Genomic DNA, 14,988 nt, shown 5'->3' on the forward strand with positions numbered 1-14,988 from the left:
TATGTCTTTTACTGGAGGCTGAGAATAGACCAGTATCCGGTATGAGGGAAAACAGACAGTAATAATTTGCTAGAAGTTGAACAAAGCACCAATTCCGAAGATATTTGGTTTATCGTTAGTGATACCTTTCATAAAGCTGAATTTCACTTCGATATTGTGAACTTCGCCAACTCCAAAACGAATACCTGCATTACCTACAGGACCAGTGGTACTAGCTTTCCCACTATAGCTGTAAGAATTTTCGAAGCTGTCGCTAAAGTTTTCGTTCACACTTTGGTAGTGATAACCGTAACCTGCACCAATGAAGAAACCGAAGCGACTATCTACGTCTTTGGTTGCGCCACAGCCGAAGTTCAGGTTTACAATTACAGGGGCGTTAAACATGAAGCTGAGGTTATTGCTTTCTCCACTGTATGACCCGCGGTTGCTGCTATAGCTACCACTCAGACCAACGCTTAATGGAACACCAACAGATACAGACATATTGTCGTTTTCTACGAAATTCACACGAGGCGAATAGGTTAGGCCACCAATAGTTGAGGCTTCACCGTTAGTTGGTTTGGTTACAAATACTACAGCACCAGCTCCGTGCATAAAGCTTTGGGAATAGGAGGCCAGGCCCATCATGCAGGCGGTGGTCAACAAAATGATCCTTTTCAATTTGATTGATTTATTGGTTAATGTAAAAATTGGATTTGCCAGCTATAGGTTGCATTCTTATATTTTTTTCAGTGCGTATGCAAAGGAAATATTTATTTATATATGAATAATCGGGGGGTATTAAAATCCCATCAAAATGTGATGGCGCTTGATAAATATCTAAAGCTGCACAGATTAAACAGGGAGTTGCTTTGTCTATTGTCTGTAATTCGTTGTAACTATTTATGGTATTGTGTTTGAAGCTATTTCTATAAGCTGTTTTTTAGGAAGAAAAAACTTTAAGATAAGGACAAGAATATTTGATTTTTGAACTTTTCAAGTTAATGACTGGATTTATTTTTATAGTTTGATGTTCAGTTTTTTTAACAAAAAACGATGATTAATTTTATTAGATAATTACTCATTTCTATGGATACTTTATACCCGGAACTTAAAGACTATATCTATTATTATTGCGGTAGGTTTATGACTGAAGATGAAGCAATGGCACGAAAAACAGCTTCGCATTATAATCTTGAAACAGAATCTGAAACAATGCTTACAATGATGAAAGAAAAAGGATGGATCAGTGATGAACCGAAAATACTTTCAATGATAGAAGATGGGAAGGAAGCATTGAAAGAAAGAATTATCCGGCGAATTTGGGAAGAGCATCAGCATGAGCTCAATTTAAATCTCTGTCCGGCATGTAGCAAAATAACCAGAACTCCCAAAGCAAAGCAATGCCGATTTTGCTTTCACGATTGGCATTGATTATCATTATATTACTTCATTCTGGCCATGAAATGTTCATCATATAAAATCTCATTTTCGATTTTATAACATACTTTTGAAAAAAAAAGAAAAATTACCTAATTTATCAATCAAATAAGCTTTGCAGGCACTTTCAATGGAATATTGTAGTCCATCTTTCGTTTTAATTTCCATGTTTTGAGATCGCTCATGAAACTGAAGATGTATGGACAATTTATTATTAGGCATTAAAAATAGTGAAGAACCGGCTTTTGAGCAGGTTTATAAGCTAAAGAAGGAAAAGGTCCTGGCATTTTTTTACAAAAAGACCAGGTCTGTAGATGATGCGGCAGACCTGATGCAAAGTGTTTTTTTCCGTTTATGGAAATATCGTTATACTATTGATGTATACGCCAATGTAGACCAGCACCTCTTTCAGCTGGCTAAGCATGTGTATATCGACTTTCTTCGTACGAATAAACACCGTGTCAATGAACCCATTGATTCGTTGGAGTTCCCTAACCCTGCAAATGATTACGATACGTTGGAAAGGGAATCCGTACTTTACCACCTCAAATCAGAATCAGACCTGAACCAACGTATTTTTCTCCTGAATAAGCTCCATGGCTATTCCTACCAGCAGATTGCTCACCTTTTATCTATGCCTGTAAAGAGTATCGACAACTACATTAATAAGACCCTGAAACGCCTCAGAAAAAAATTAAAATAAGCCGGAGGAATTTTCTATCTACCATCGTAATACTATATGAGGGCTCTTTAGATCTCTTGAAAAGTATCCTTGCAAAGCTACTTTTGAATTTATGTTATGAGTAAGAATAACGACCATCTCCATGAAGAATGGCAGGATTTTAATGAGGACGATGTGCCAAAGGGAATGGACTGGGATGAAAATTACCATTCTATCCGTCACTTGATCCATAAAGATCGCAAAAAGCAATTACGAATCAGATATGTGTCAATTGCTTTTGCCGGGATCTTCATAATTTCCTGTACATGGGCCTATTTCTTTGCTCCACCACCGGAGCAGCCGAAATTTGCCAGTGTGCCGGCAGTTAAGTTGCTCCGCAATACTTCCGACACAATCAGCCGGTTTCGATTGGCCGACAGTACACTGGTTGCACTGTATCCTCATTCTATGCTCATATTTTCCACTGATTACAATCAGGTAAAGCGAGAGCTATACCTGGATGGAATAGGAGAATTCGACGTTCATAAGGATCATTCCCGACCTTTTATTGTATATGCCGATAATATCACTGTAAAGGCTATAGGCACCAGATTCCTGGTTAAAAACGTAAAAGAGGAAGTCAGCGAATCTGTATTACTGGAAGAAGGAATTGTTCAGGTAACCGACAGGGTAGTGCAGCAATCCCCAAAATTGCTGGCGGTTAATGACCTGTTTATTTGGAACAGATCTGCTTCCACAATGGAAATCATCAATAAAAACAAAAATACAAAGCCGATGCTGGCGACAGCAAAAAAGGAAACTTTGGCCGAAGATCGAATGATCATGCGCCCTACCTGGTTTTCATTTGATAATGCTGCACTTCCGGTAATTCTCGATAGATTGTCGGAGCTCTACGGTCAACCAATCAGATTTAAAAAGAGCGACCTGGCCAATCTTCATTTCATAGGAAAATTCGATAAAAACGATTCATTGGAGCACATCATCCAGGTCATCACTTCCCTGAATGAATTAAAGTATAAAAAGAAAGACGACGGAACATACCTGATCTATAAATAATCAACCAAATGCCACGACTTATGTCATGTAATGTATTTCAGCGAATACGTTCGGTATCGCTATCTTCCAAAGGAAGGATCATATTGTATTGCTTATTGTTGATTTCAGCTATGGCTAACGGTCAGGCGACAGCCAGACTGAAAGGACTGGTACAGGACGATAATGGACGAGCTATTAATGGCGCCGTTGTTGTCGCAAAAAATGATAAGCTGCATTTCTCACAAGGAGTACAAACCGATACAACAGGTACCTTTTACTTCAACAATCTGCCAAACAACGGATTCATTTCCATTACAGTTTCTTTTACAGGGTATATACCGCAATTATTTGATAACTACACTCTTTCCAAAGATGGTCTTACTACCATGTATGTAAAACTGATGAAAGATACTTTCAACCTGGGCGAGGTAGTTGTAGTAGGTTATGGTACCCAACGCAAAAAAGATATCACCGGATCAATAGCGGTAGTATCTGCACATGCGCTGGAGAACAGACCCAATGTACAGTTTGGAGATGCCCTCGAAGGTAAGGCTGCCGGTGTACAAATTATTAAATCTTCCGGTTCTCCCGAATCAGGTTTCAGTATCAGAATTCGTGGTACTTCTTCTATCACATCGGGTAGCGAACCTTTATACCTGGTAGATGGTGTACCTACCCAAAGTATTTCAGAAATCAATCCGTCTGATATAGAAAGCTTCTCGATCCTTAAAGATGCTTCTGCAGCTGCAATTTATGGGGCTTCTGGTGCAAATGGTGTTGTGCTGATCACTACTAAAAGAGGTACTAATGGTAAAACAATTGTTTCTTTCGATTCCTATTATGGAATCTCCAATGTCAGGAAGAAAATACCAGTCCTCAACAGTACCCAATATGCTCAATTGATCCACGATATGGGAGAAAGCATCGATACTTCTGTCTTTGATGCCAATACCAATTGGCAGGATGAACTGTTCAGAACCGGTACCAGTCAGAATCTGAACCTTTCTGTAAGAGGAGGAAATGCTAAATCAACTTTCTATTTAGCAGGTGGACTGGTAAAGCAGAATGGGGTAGTAATCTCCAATACAATGAACCGCGCCAACTTCAAAACAAACCTGGATCATAAGATCAGTAACATTTTCAAAGTAGGTACCAGCTTGTCTTATAATCGCTGGTATGATGTGGATGTTTCAGAAGGTGCCAATGGCGGTGCAAATAGTGTATTGCTGAATACCTTAACCGGCTCCCCTGTTATCAGGGTATATAATCCTGCAGGAACCAAATTTACTGTTGATCCTTTTTATCAGGATCTTGACAATCCCGTAGGTCTTGCTCGTGGTAACGATCATTATTATACTAAAAACAGGTTTTTAGGTAACGTATACGCCGAAGCCAACATCACCCCAGACCTGAAAGCCAGAACTATGCTGGGATATGAAAATTACACCGGAAAATACCAAAGCTTCGTTGATCCTTATAAAACCACCGAAGGAAGAAGTAAGAAAGGTATGGGCAACTATTCATCCGATGCTAATGAATACTGGATGAGTGAAAATACACTGACCTATCAGAAACTCCTGGGCAAACATAATATCGGAGCAATGGCTGGTTTTATTGCCTCAAAAACAGTTGCAGATGCAGCAAGTATCAGTACCCGGAACTTCGCCAATGGAAATATCACTACTGTAAATGGAGGGTCTATTATTGATGCGGCCACTCAGGCAATTACCAAAATATCTACCAGTTCAGTAATCAGCCGGCTTACTTATGGCTACGACGATAGGTATTATTTCACCGGTAACTTCAGAGCTGATGGTTCTTCTGTATTTGGGCCTGCCAGTCGCTGGGGTTATTTCCCTGCTTTTTCTGTAGCCTGGAGAATTAGTAATGAGTCCTTTTTTAAGGAACAAATTCCTGCAATCAACGACCTTAAATTCAGATTTAGCTGGGGGGATGTGGGCAACAGCCAGATTCCAGCCTATTCTTATTTAGGTATTATTGCTGCTTCCGGTAGCTATGTATTCGGCAATCAGGTAACAGCCGGTTATACGCCTTCTACCCTTGGAAATGATGACCTGCACTGGGAAACAACCAGGCAAACGGATTTTGGTTTCGATATGTCACTATTAAACAACCGCCTTACAATTGTTGCTGATTACTATAATAAAAAAACAATCGACCTGCTGTTACAAGCACCGATTCCTGGTAGTTCCGGATATACTACAGTGTTGAAAAATGTAGGCAGCCTGCAAAACAGAGGATTTGAATTTACCGCTTCTTCAAAAAATATAGTGGATCGTAAATTTACCTGGTCCACAGATTTCAACATCAGCTTAAACCGAAATAAGGTTCTGAATGTAAATGATGGAATTATTTACGACGGAGCTATCAACAGTAAGGGAAATAGTATTATAGTTAAGGCTGGCTTGCCTCTTGGCTCATTCTTTGGCTATGTGGCGCAGGGCGTGGATCCTAAAACCGGTAACATGATTTATACAATTGCCGACAAGGATGAAGGACTACAAACCAGCGATATGGCGGTGATAGGAAATGCCAATCCAAAATATTCATTCGGTATTACAAATGATTTCAAATATAATAACTGGAATTTCTCCTTCTTCATTCAAAGTGTTCAAGGTAACCAAATCCTGAATGCTACCAGAATCTATTCAGAAGGGATGTGGGCTTTAAGAAATCAGTCGGCTGCCGTACTTAACAGATGGAGAAATGAAGGAGAAATAACCAATGTACCTAAGCCTGATTATAATAATCCGGATGCTCCCTATAGTAACTACAATTCTCAGATTTCATCAAGGTTCGTGGAAGATGGTTCGTATATCCGGTTAAAATCCTTAACGCTTGGATATACATTAAAACTTAAGGCCACAAATCTGAAACTGTATTGTACAGGAGAAAATCTTTTGACCATTACAAAGTATTCAGGATATGATCCCGAGGTTAGCGCTTTTGGCCATAATAGTAATACCGCTATAGGGGTTGACTTTGGTTCTTACCCTCAAACCCGCAGTTTCATTTTTGGATTGAATGCTACTTTCTGAGTTTTATGTTTCTAAATGTAATAACAATGCTTAAAAATATATTAGTGATGCTGGCTTTTGGTTGGGTATTGACTGCCAGCAGTTGTAAGAAATTTCTGGACCAGACACCTGTTTCCTCCACCACTACCGGCAATGCCTATAAAACCGGTGATGATATAGAAGCGGCGTTGACGGGTGCTTATAATTCCTTTATGTCTACCAACTTCTACCAATGGGAAATCTATGCACATACGGATGTGAGATCAGATAATGCCTATTGTGGTGGAAGCAATGACGTGGATTATTATCAACTCGATATGAATAGTATTCCTAATACCAATGGTTCTGTTTACAGAGCATGGACGGAATTATATGCAGCAATTGCAAGAGCTAATTCTGTATTAGTAAATATTGATAATATTAAAGATGAATCACTGACAGATGTACGCCGGCAGCAAATTATTGGAGAAGCACTCTTTTTGCGATCTTTTCATTACTACCAACTTGTATCACTATGGGGAGGTGTTCCGCTTGAAAGATATTCCAACAGTGCAGCATCCAAAGACATAAACCTGCCCAGAGCAACTGCAGAACAAACCTATACATTTATAGATTCCTGCCTGCAGGTCGCTGTAAGAAATCTGCCTGCCTCCTATGGCGCCGACAATGTAGATAAGGTTCGTGCAACGAAAGGAGCTGCCTATGCCTTATTGGCAAAGATCTGGGCACAACGCCCTGAAAAGAATTATACAAAAGTTAGCCTGTATTGTGATAGTGTATTGCTTCAGGGGTATTCATTGGTAACTAATTATACATACCTGTTCGATGGTAATCATAATTACAATACGGAGTCAATTATGGAAATCCCTTATATAGCAAATACTTCCGGAGTAGTGAATTGGGGTACGGAAATGTTATATCCGACTCATGATAACGGACAGGTTCCAAATGATACCTGGCAGCGCTACTGTGTTCCTTCCCGTACCTTGGTTAATGCCTTTGAGAAGGCCGGAGATCTTGTTAGAAAGAATGCTTCTGTGAGTTTTGAATCTGCACCTTGGTCAGACGATTACTGGAATCCTTGTGGCGCAAGCGACATAGCAGTTCCATTTGCTTTTAAAGCCCATAATCCAAGTAACTGGAGTGGGGGAGACCACACTTATTTACTCAGATTGGCAGATATTCTCCTGCTAAAGGCAGAAGCATTAGCTATGCTGGGCGACTTGGAGCATTCTGCTTCCTACGTAAATGATGTAAGAAGCCGGGTTAATCTCCCGGATATTTCAGGGGATTCGAAGTTGGATATGTTGACTAAAATATTAAATGAAAGACAGTTGGAACTTGCATTTGAATGGCAACGTTGGAATGATCTGATAAGATACAATGTTGCAGTAAGTACAATGAATGGACTTAATGAAACATATTATATCTGTAATGATGATGGATCGATGAAGAAAGGAGGGGCAATAAACTATAATTTCAATGATAACAAAACTCTATTGCCAATTCCATTAACAGAATTACAGGCAAACCCTAATCTTACTCAGAATAAAGGATATTAAAGTAAGCCAGGATATCTCGCAAAAGGACAAATCATTTTAAAAAGATTTGTCCTTTTACTTTTTTTATTCAATTTGTCTAGTTTAAATTGAACATCTTGTTAAATTTGAATTTTAGTTGATTAAACCTGATATTTATATCTTAGGTAATGAGCATTTTCTACAACTGGAATTAATTTTCACAAAATTTTTAAGAAAAACTATACCTGTATTATGGCAAAAGAAGAACTTCTTACTTTTAAAAGATTCCAGACTCAGGAACAAGCAGCCGATGTCATTTCTTTGTTACAGGAGCATAATATTCCGGTAAAATACGAAGAAGAAGTAGTACTAATGGATAGAGTGTTTGTGGGGCAGAACTACGACCAGAAGCACCTTGTTAAAATTCCTGCCAGTTATTTTTCTAAAGCGGATACACTACTGAAAAGCCTGACTACTGTGTCATTAGATGATGTAGAGCCAGACTATTATTTACTTTCTTTTTCTACTGAAGAATTAAAAGAAGTAATTATTAAAAAAGATGAATGGGGAGATTATGATTATGCATTGGCATTGAAGCTCCTCGAAAAACAAGGTATTTCGTATACCGCTGAGCAATTAGAAACACTTGGAAGTAGCCGGCTTGAAACTATTTCCAAACCTAAAGACATCCCGGGTATTTTGATGTTGGTTGGATTCTTTGCTCCATTACTAATATTTGTACCTGCTTTTTTTGGAGGCTATTTATCGTTCCTGGGATTTTTTATTGGCGGATTTGTATGCCTCACTAAGAAGACATTACCCGATGGGTCTCGAACATATTCATTTTCCAAAAGTAGCAGAACATTAGGCTTACTGATGATTGCCTTCAATGTAGTATTCAGTGCTATCTGCTGGTATTATTTCATTGAGTTTATGGAGCGCCACCAATAGTAACCCAAATGTATTATACCTAGAAATATCCTACCTTTCCGTAATGCTACATCAAGAATTTAAACCTCCTGAAGAGCTTAAGGATACAATAAGGTGCTTTTGGTATAACCATGAAGATTTCGGTGAACAACAATCAGCGTTTGAAATATTACCTGATGGTTATGCCGAAATTATTTTTTATTTCGGTGGTCCATGTAGCATTTACAGCGATGGAGTAATGCAGTCATTACCCTCCCCGTTTATTATGGGGCTGCTTAATAAACCAGTTCATTTATTCGCACAAAATAAGTTGGAAATTATTGCTATCAGGTGCTTTCCATGGACCGTTTTCGAGGTACTCGGATTGCCGGCAGGGAAAGCTGGCGTGAATACATTCGAACATCCGGTTTCAAAACTGCAACCCATTTTGGCAGCTAAAGTTCAGGCTGGTAAAATCGATGATGCAATTGAAATAGTAAAGCAATATTTTCTGGATGCCCGATCACATCTGGCACAGAATGGTTTGCTAAATAAAGCCGGAATTGCAATGAGGAAAGCTAAAGGTAACCTTTCTGTAAGTCAGGTGGCGGCATCAGCCCACGCAACAGTACGCACATTGGAAAGGAAATTCAAACAATCCTCTGGGCATACAGTAAAGGATGTATCTGGTTTGATGCGTTTTGAACAAGTAAGGAATCAATTATGGATGAACCCCGATGTTAACCTTGCTGGTCTGGCACATGATATGGGGTATACAGACCAGGCCCACCTTAGTAAAGAATTTAAACGCTATAGCGGAACTACTCCTGCCGCATTTGCGCGGAAAGCAAGGAAAGAAAAACGTGTAATAACCGGCGATTTTGTCGCGTTTCTACAATCCTGACCTAAATAGATTTCAGAATTTTGTCGGATGAAAATTATAGAAGAAAGCATGGAAACTCCTCAAAATTATGATGTAATTATCTCCGGTGCCGGGCCGGTAGGCTTATTTCTGGCGTGTGAACTAGCCCTGGCTAAATGTACTGTTCTGATCCTTGAAAAAGCAGAAACTCCTTATTCCCCCCTTAAAAAACTACCTTTTGGGATGCGCGGAATCTCCGCACCTACTGTAGAGGCTTTATACCGCCGTGGCTTGCTGGATGAACTGGAAATACATAAACGTATTAAAGAACCTCATCAGAAGGCACAGGAACCAGTCGTGCGTCGCCAGGTCGGCCATTTTGCGGGTATACCGTTTTACTCCAGTGATATAGATTATTCACAGTGGCCATATCGACTGCCAGGCTCAACAGCTACCCAATTAATGACAGAAATGGAGGAACTGGAAACAGTGCTGGCCCGCAGGGCTATTACGCTGGGGGTAACAATCAAACGTGGTTTTGAGGTCACTAATCTGAACCAATCGGCCGAAGAAATTATTGTTATAGCAAAAGAGCAAACTTTTACGGGTAAATGGCTAGTAGGATGCGATGGAAGTCGAAGTATCGTTCGTAAGCTAGGGGGTTTTGATTTCGTGGGTACGGAACCGGAGTTTACAGGTTACACCGCCCAGGTTGACCTTGCCGATCCCGAAAAACTGAAATTGGGCAGGAATGTCACTGCTACCGGTATGTATTTACTCTCCCAGAAGGATTACCTGATCCTTCAGGATTTTGATTATGGTTCATTTCATAATTCCAGAAAGCCAATTACTCTGGATCACTTACAAGGGGTATTACGTCGGATTTCGGGTACCGATGTAACTATTAATGCCTTGTACACTTCCACTACCTGGACCGACAGATCCAGGCAGTCATCTACTTATCGTAATGGCCGTATTTTGTTGGCAGGTGATGCTGCGCATATTCATTCTCCGTTAGGTGGTCAGGGATTAAATCTTGGGCTGGGGGATGCCATGAATCTGGGTTGGAAATTAGCAGCTACCATAAAGAATAGCGCATCTGAAAGTTTGTTGGATAGTTATCAGACCGAACGCCACCCGGTTGGTGAAAAGGTATTGGATTGGTCGAGAGCCCAGGTAGCTGTTATGAAACCTGAACCTGCTGCCAGGGCTTTAAATGCGATTATTCAGGATCTAATGAAAACTCGTGATGGCGCTACCTATTTTGCAGGAAGAGTCTGGGGTCTTCTCACTCGTTATAATCTGGGAGATGATCACCCTTTGGTTGGTTCCGGTATACCAAACTTTGAATTTGAGGATGGTAAACTAGTTGGCCAGCTAATGCAGGATGGTAAAGCAATGTTGCTCGATTTTGAGATGAATGATTCTCTTAAAAATATAATGAGTAAGTACGAAGACCATATCAGCTATATTTCTGGTAAGGTGAAAAACCAATTGGGTGTTAGTGTTATGCTGGTGCGCCCCGATGGCATTGTAGCCTGGGTAGCAGATAATAATCCCGATGTTATGGAATTACAGAAAGCTATCTCCCGCTGGTTTGCTATTTAATTATTCAAAATCCATTGCAAACCTTTTACAAAAGAGGGTAGAGGAGTATCCATATGATCGAGATTGGAATAAACAGTTCCCTTAAATTCAATATAGTCTTTTGATTTGAATGTTGTTGAGAGTGCTGCAAGTACTTTGTCTATTGGTTGGATTGTTGAATCCTGCTTACTTTCATTGTCTTCAAGCCCACCAAATGTAGTATATACTTTAACTTTAGTACTGTCTGTTTTGGTGGGTTGTTCAAATTCATGCAAAAGAAAATAATGATTATAATGAATAGAAGGACTTGCAGCAATATATCCATTAAATTGATTTTCTTTTGATTGTATTTGCTGTTGAAGGGAATAAAGAGTGAAATATCCTCCTAATGAATGCCCCATTAAGATCCGCTTTTGTTTATCTACCTTATATGTTGTATCGATCACAGGTACCAGCTCCTGCCTGATAAATGCAAGAAATTTATCTGCACCACCACTAATACTCATCTCATATTCGGGTAGGCCCACCGGATATGTATAATCTCTGTTTCTTAATGAATCCATGGTTGGGAAATCCTTATATCCAATACCTATAAGTATGGCAGATGGAAGTAACCCCACTTCACTGTACTTTTTTAAAATAGTAGAATAAACATCAAAATATAAATTAGCATCTAAAATATAAATTACAGGATATTTTTGATGTGGGTTATAATCGGCTGGTAAACTTGTGAAAATTGAAAAACTATCATTAACCGATTTTGAATATAGATTGATGATAGATGCTGTACTATTCTGCTTTTCAGAATCCATGTTTTTAGCAGATTTCTGAGTACAGCTAATAAGAATTACAGAGAAAATAAATGCAAAATATTTTAACATCTGAATAATTATTTTCAATTAATTTATCTAAAATTCAGGCTAAGAAAAAGTTAAAATGACAAAGTCTCACTATTACGGCTACCTTGTTATTGGAAGAGGTACTCATAATAAAGCTATTAGGAGATAAGTAAAGAGTATTTGTATATAGATGATAAAATAATTTAGAAGTTAAGTTATCCTGATTATGAAATGACTAAAGAAGAAAGACTAAAATTATCCAGGGAACCCATAATCTGGACAGGTGATCTACTGGATGATTGTACCGCTGAATGGGCCGGATTGATGCTAAGGGCTGAGTGGATGGATGAGGAATATTGGTGGTGGGCTGTATATGACATGGTAAATAATGAAGAAACTGTAGATAGCTCAAATGAATATGAATCCATATTTATTGGAGCAGCAGCAGCCAGAGCAAAAGCCGAATCAGTTGCAGGAGCCTATTTAGCGAAAATATTAACTACCTGATCAAATCGCTGGATAATATATCCTTGAGCTATACAGACAAGTAAATTGAGCCATTGGAGAAAATAATTTAATGGAACAAGCCTGATCTTTGTGTTGTTAATTATTAAAAATTTCAGCAATGGCAAAAGTAACAAAAATAGCTCTCGGTAAAAATGGACCCCTGGTATCTAAGTTAGGGTTAGGCTGTATGCGTATGTCACCAGTTTGGGGTAGTCAGGCCAGAGATGAAAATGAAAGTATCGCTACTATTCAGATGGCGCTTGATAATGGCATTAATTTTCTGAATACCGGCGATTTTTACGGTAGTGGTCATAATGAATTGCTGGTTGGTAAAGCCATCAAAGGAAGAAGAGATGATGCATTCATAAGTGTAAAATTCGGTGCAATTTTTTACGGCAATCAAATGTTGGGGTTAGATTTACGCCCTATTGCAATCAAAAACTTCATTAATTACTCCCTCGTACGCTTAGGCGTAGATACAATTGATCTGTATCAGCCATGCCGACTCGATAACAGTGTTCCGATCGAAGATGTAATTGGTACAGTGGCAGATTTGATCAAGGACGGAAAAGTTCGGCATCTTGGAGTTTCTGAAATTACAGCTGATCAATTGCGCAAGGCTAATAGCGTTTATCCTGTATCTGCGTTGGAAATAGGATATTCATTAGCAGACAGGCAAATTGAAAAAGATTTACTTCCAACAGCAAAGGAGCTTGGAATAAGCGTAGTTGCCTTCGCCAATACAGCAGAAGGATTACTCACCGGTAATATGAAAGCTCCATTACCTGCCAACGACTACCTCAATCATTTCTCCCGCTTCCAGGGCGAAACTCTGGTTAAGAATCTCGAGAAAGTTGATGTGCTGAAAAAAATGGCAAAAGACAAGGGTTATACTCCCGCTCAATTGGCCATTGCATGGGTAAATTTACAGGGCGATGATATTATGCCTTTAGTAAGTATGAGCCAGCGTTCCAGACTTCCGGAGAATATGCAGGCTATGGAAATTCAATTTACTCCTGAGGAAATGAATACATTGAACACAACTTTTTCTGTGGGAGCAATATTAGGTGGTACCTATCTTCAAAGATAGAAATCCCGTCCGTTTCATATCTTTATAGTAATGAATCCAACTGAAATAGTTCCAGGTGTTATCTTTATTACCTATCAATCTACTGAAAGAAAGGAAAAGGCAACATTCCTCGAACACAATACACTTGTACTACAGGTTTCAGGACGTTTTACTATGGAAACAGCCAATCAGAGAGTTTCTATGGAACGTGGTGAAATGATGCTGATAAGAAAATATCAATTAGGAGAAATTACCAAGACTCCTCTGAACGGAGAAAATTATCAAACTATTATTATTAGCCTGAAAGAGGACCTGCTTAGACAAATTGCCCTTGAGGAGCAAATAGATATAGGGCAGAAGTATGCAGGTCCTTTTGCCATACATCTGCCCCAAAATGATTTTTTACATGCTTTTTTTCAGTCTATAGTGCCATATGTACAGCAACCGCAGGAGAAAATTACTACTGCACTAGGCATGCTTAAAGTCAAAGAAGCTGTATATCTTCTGATTAATACGATGCCCGAACTCAAGGGCTTTTTGTTCGATTTTTCCGAACCTTATAAAATGGATTTGGAAAAGTTTATGAATAACAACTTTTCCTATAATATCCCAATTGAGAAATTTGCCCGGCTTACCGGACGAAGTCTGGCAGGCTTCAAGCGTGATTTTCAAAAAATATTTGGAATGGCACCCCGCCAATGGTTGCAGGAAAGAAGATTAAAGGAAGCCCTTTATCTTATTGAGAAAAAACATAAAAAACCATCTGCAATCTATCTCGATTTGGGCTTTGAAAGCCTTTCACATTTCTCCCATTCTTTTAAGAAGAAATATGGAATAGCGCCTACACAATTGAAAAGCTAATCGATCTGGTGGATCTGCACGGCAAGGTTATTTGATTTGTCGTAAAACAGGAAGATCTCTTCTGCACAAGAATCCTGAATAAAATCATGAGACCAAACCTGGCAGATGAAAATCATCTTTTCTCCCTGCAAATTAGTTGGCCATTCATCACCCTGCTGCCACTCTGGTTGCTCACCCAGATTTTTAATTACCTCATTGATTTTCAGATTATTCTTTTGATGATATACTTTCCTGTTTTCCTCATAAGATTTTCTTCCCTCTTCAAGATACTTGATCCAATCTTCATTCGTGCTAAAATAGCAATAGTCGGCCTTCAATCTATATTTATTATCGATCATGTCAAAAGTGACCTTGTCTTCATCACAGAACTCATTACAATGCTTTATACTTTCATCACAATAAGGATCATTATTAAAATAGACTAAATGTATGTTGCCGGATAACGACTTATCAATGATTGAAAGATCAATACTGGCAATTGGCAGGAAGTGCTGGTTGTTTTTCTCGTAATTGTCAACAAACACTTCTTCAATGGTAGGGAATAGCTTTACAGCGGTCATAAATACAGTAATTATTTATCAATATATCTTTCAACTAAATTAAAAAATCAAATTAAATTATTAATCTTCTCTTACAAATTCATATACATCCGATTCAATC

At 38.9% G+C, this 14,988-nt stretch carries 14 protein-coding genes; 11 read left to right on the top strand and 3 right to left on the bottom strand.

The genetic code is table 11. The features are described from left to right. Nucleotides 1-69: 69 nt before the first annotated feature. Nucleotides 70-660, bottom strand: a complete 591-nt coding sequence (locus tag DVR12_RS20600) for a hypothetical protein (protein WP_147323501.1) — start codon at nucleotides 658-660, stop codon at nucleotides 70-72. A gap of 408 nt (nucleotides 661-1,068) precedes the next feature. Between DVR12_RS20600 and DVR12_RS20605 the strand changes: the two genes are divergently transcribed. The 8 genes from DVR12_RS20605 (at nucleotide 1,069) to DVR12_RS20640 (ending at nucleotide 11,073) form a co-directional block, all read left to right on the top strand. Then, nucleotides 1,069-1,413 (top strand): hypothetical protein, encoded by a 345-nt coding sequence (locus DVR12_RS20605; protein WP_116977682.1) that lies wholly within the window; start codon nucleotides 1,069-1,071, stop codon nucleotides 1,411-1,413. A 205-nt stretch (nucleotides 1,414-1,618) separates the two neighbouring features. Then, nucleotides 1,619-2,122, top strand: a complete 504-nt coding sequence (locus tag DVR12_RS20610) for an RNA polymerase sigma factor (protein ID WP_116977683.1) — start codon at nucleotides 1,619-1,621, stop codon at nucleotides 2,120-2,122. 96 nt (nucleotides 2,123-2,218) lie between these two features. After that, nucleotides 2,219-3,157 (top strand): FecR family protein, encoded by a 939-nt coding sequence (locus DVR12_RS20615; protein ID WP_116977684.1) that lies wholly within the window; start codon nucleotides 2,219-2,221, stop codon nucleotides 3,155-3,157. Nucleotides 3,158-3,177: 20 nt separating this feature from the next. After that, nucleotides 3,178-6,195, top strand: coding sequence for a SusC/RagA family TonB-linked outer membrane protein (locus tag DVR12_RS20620; RefSeq protein WP_158563319.1), 3,018 nt, complete (start codon nucleotides 3,178-3,180; stop codon nucleotides 6,193-6,195). Nucleotides 6,196-6,221: 26 nt separating this feature from the next. Further along, a complete protein-coding gene (locus tag DVR12_RS20625) occupies nucleotides 6,222-7,736 on the top strand; it encodes a RagB/SusD family nutrient uptake outer membrane protein (RefSeq protein WP_158563320.1) in 1,515 nt (504 codons plus the stop codon). A gap of 210 nt (nucleotides 7,737-7,946) precedes the next feature. Continuing rightward, nucleotides 7,947-8,645 (top strand): hypothetical protein, encoded by a 699-nt coding sequence (locus tag DVR12_RS20630; RefSeq protein ID WP_116977687.1) that lies wholly within the window; start codon nucleotides 7,947-7,949, stop codon nucleotides 8,643-8,645. Nucleotides 8,646-8,688: 43 nt separating this feature from the next. Further along, nucleotides 8,689-9,507, top strand: a complete 819-nt coding sequence (locus DVR12_RS20635; protein ID WP_116977688.1) for a helix-turn-helix domain-containing protein — start codon at nucleotides 8,689-8,691, stop codon at nucleotides 9,505-9,507. Between the two features lie 27 nt (nucleotides 9,508-9,534). Further along, nucleotides 9,535-11,073, top strand: a complete 1,539-nt coding sequence (locus DVR12_RS20640) for an FAD-dependent monooxygenase (RefSeq protein WP_233522435.1) — start codon at nucleotides 9,535-9,537, stop codon at nucleotides 11,071-11,073. On the opposite strand, the gene DVR12_RS20645 is transcribed toward DVR12_RS20640, so the two are convergent. Beyond that, entirely contained in the window at nucleotides 11,070-11,933 is an 864-nt protein-coding gene (locus tag DVR12_RS20645) for an alpha/beta hydrolase (RefSeq protein WP_116977689.1), read from the bottom strand. The two genes, DVR12_RS20640 and DVR12_RS20645, sit on opposite strands and share 4 nt — an antisense overlap. A 189-nt stretch (nucleotides 11,934-12,122) precedes the next feature. Here DVR12_RS20645 and DVR12_RS20650 point away from each other — a divergent pair, with 189 nt between their 5' ends. The 3 genes from DVR12_RS20650 (at nucleotide 12,123) to DVR12_RS20660 (ending at nucleotide 14,328) form a co-directional block, all read left to right on the top strand. Further along, nucleotides 12,123-12,398 carry a hypothetical protein gene (locus DVR12_RS20650; protein WP_116977690.1) on the top strand — a complete coding sequence of 92 codons (276 nt, stop codon included), beginning with the start codon at nucleotides 12,123-12,125 and terminating at the stop codon, nucleotides 12,396-12,398. A gap of 118 nt (nucleotides 12,399-12,516) precedes the next feature. Next, nucleotides 12,517-13,488: an aldo/keto reductase gene (locus DVR12_RS20655; protein ID WP_116977691.1), complete on the top strand. Its 972-nt coding sequence runs from the start codon at nucleotides 12,517-12,519 to the stop codon at nucleotides 13,486-13,488. Nucleotides 13,489-13,518: 30 nt separating this feature from the next. Continuing rightward, complete coding sequence (locus tag DVR12_RS20660; protein WP_116977692.1) at nucleotides 13,519-14,328, top strand: helix-turn-helix domain-containing protein; 810 nt, start codon at nucleotides 13,519-13,521, stop codon at nucleotides 14,326-14,328. Here DVR12_RS20660 and DVR12_RS20665 read toward each other — a convergent pair. Next, a complete protein-coding gene (locus DVR12_RS20665) occupies nucleotides 14,325-14,888 on the bottom strand; it encodes a hypothetical protein (protein ID WP_116977693.1) in 564 nt (187 codons plus the stop codon). The genes DVR12_RS20660 and DVR12_RS20665 overlap by 4 nt on opposite strands. Nucleotides 14,889-14,988: the final 100 nt, after the last annotated feature.

It is taken from the genome of Chitinophaga silvatica (assembly GCF_003419895.1).
In the GTDB taxonomy this organism is placed as follows: Bacteria; Bacteroidota; Bacteroidia; order Chitinophagales; family Chitinophagaceae; genus Chitinophaga; species Chitinophaga silvatica.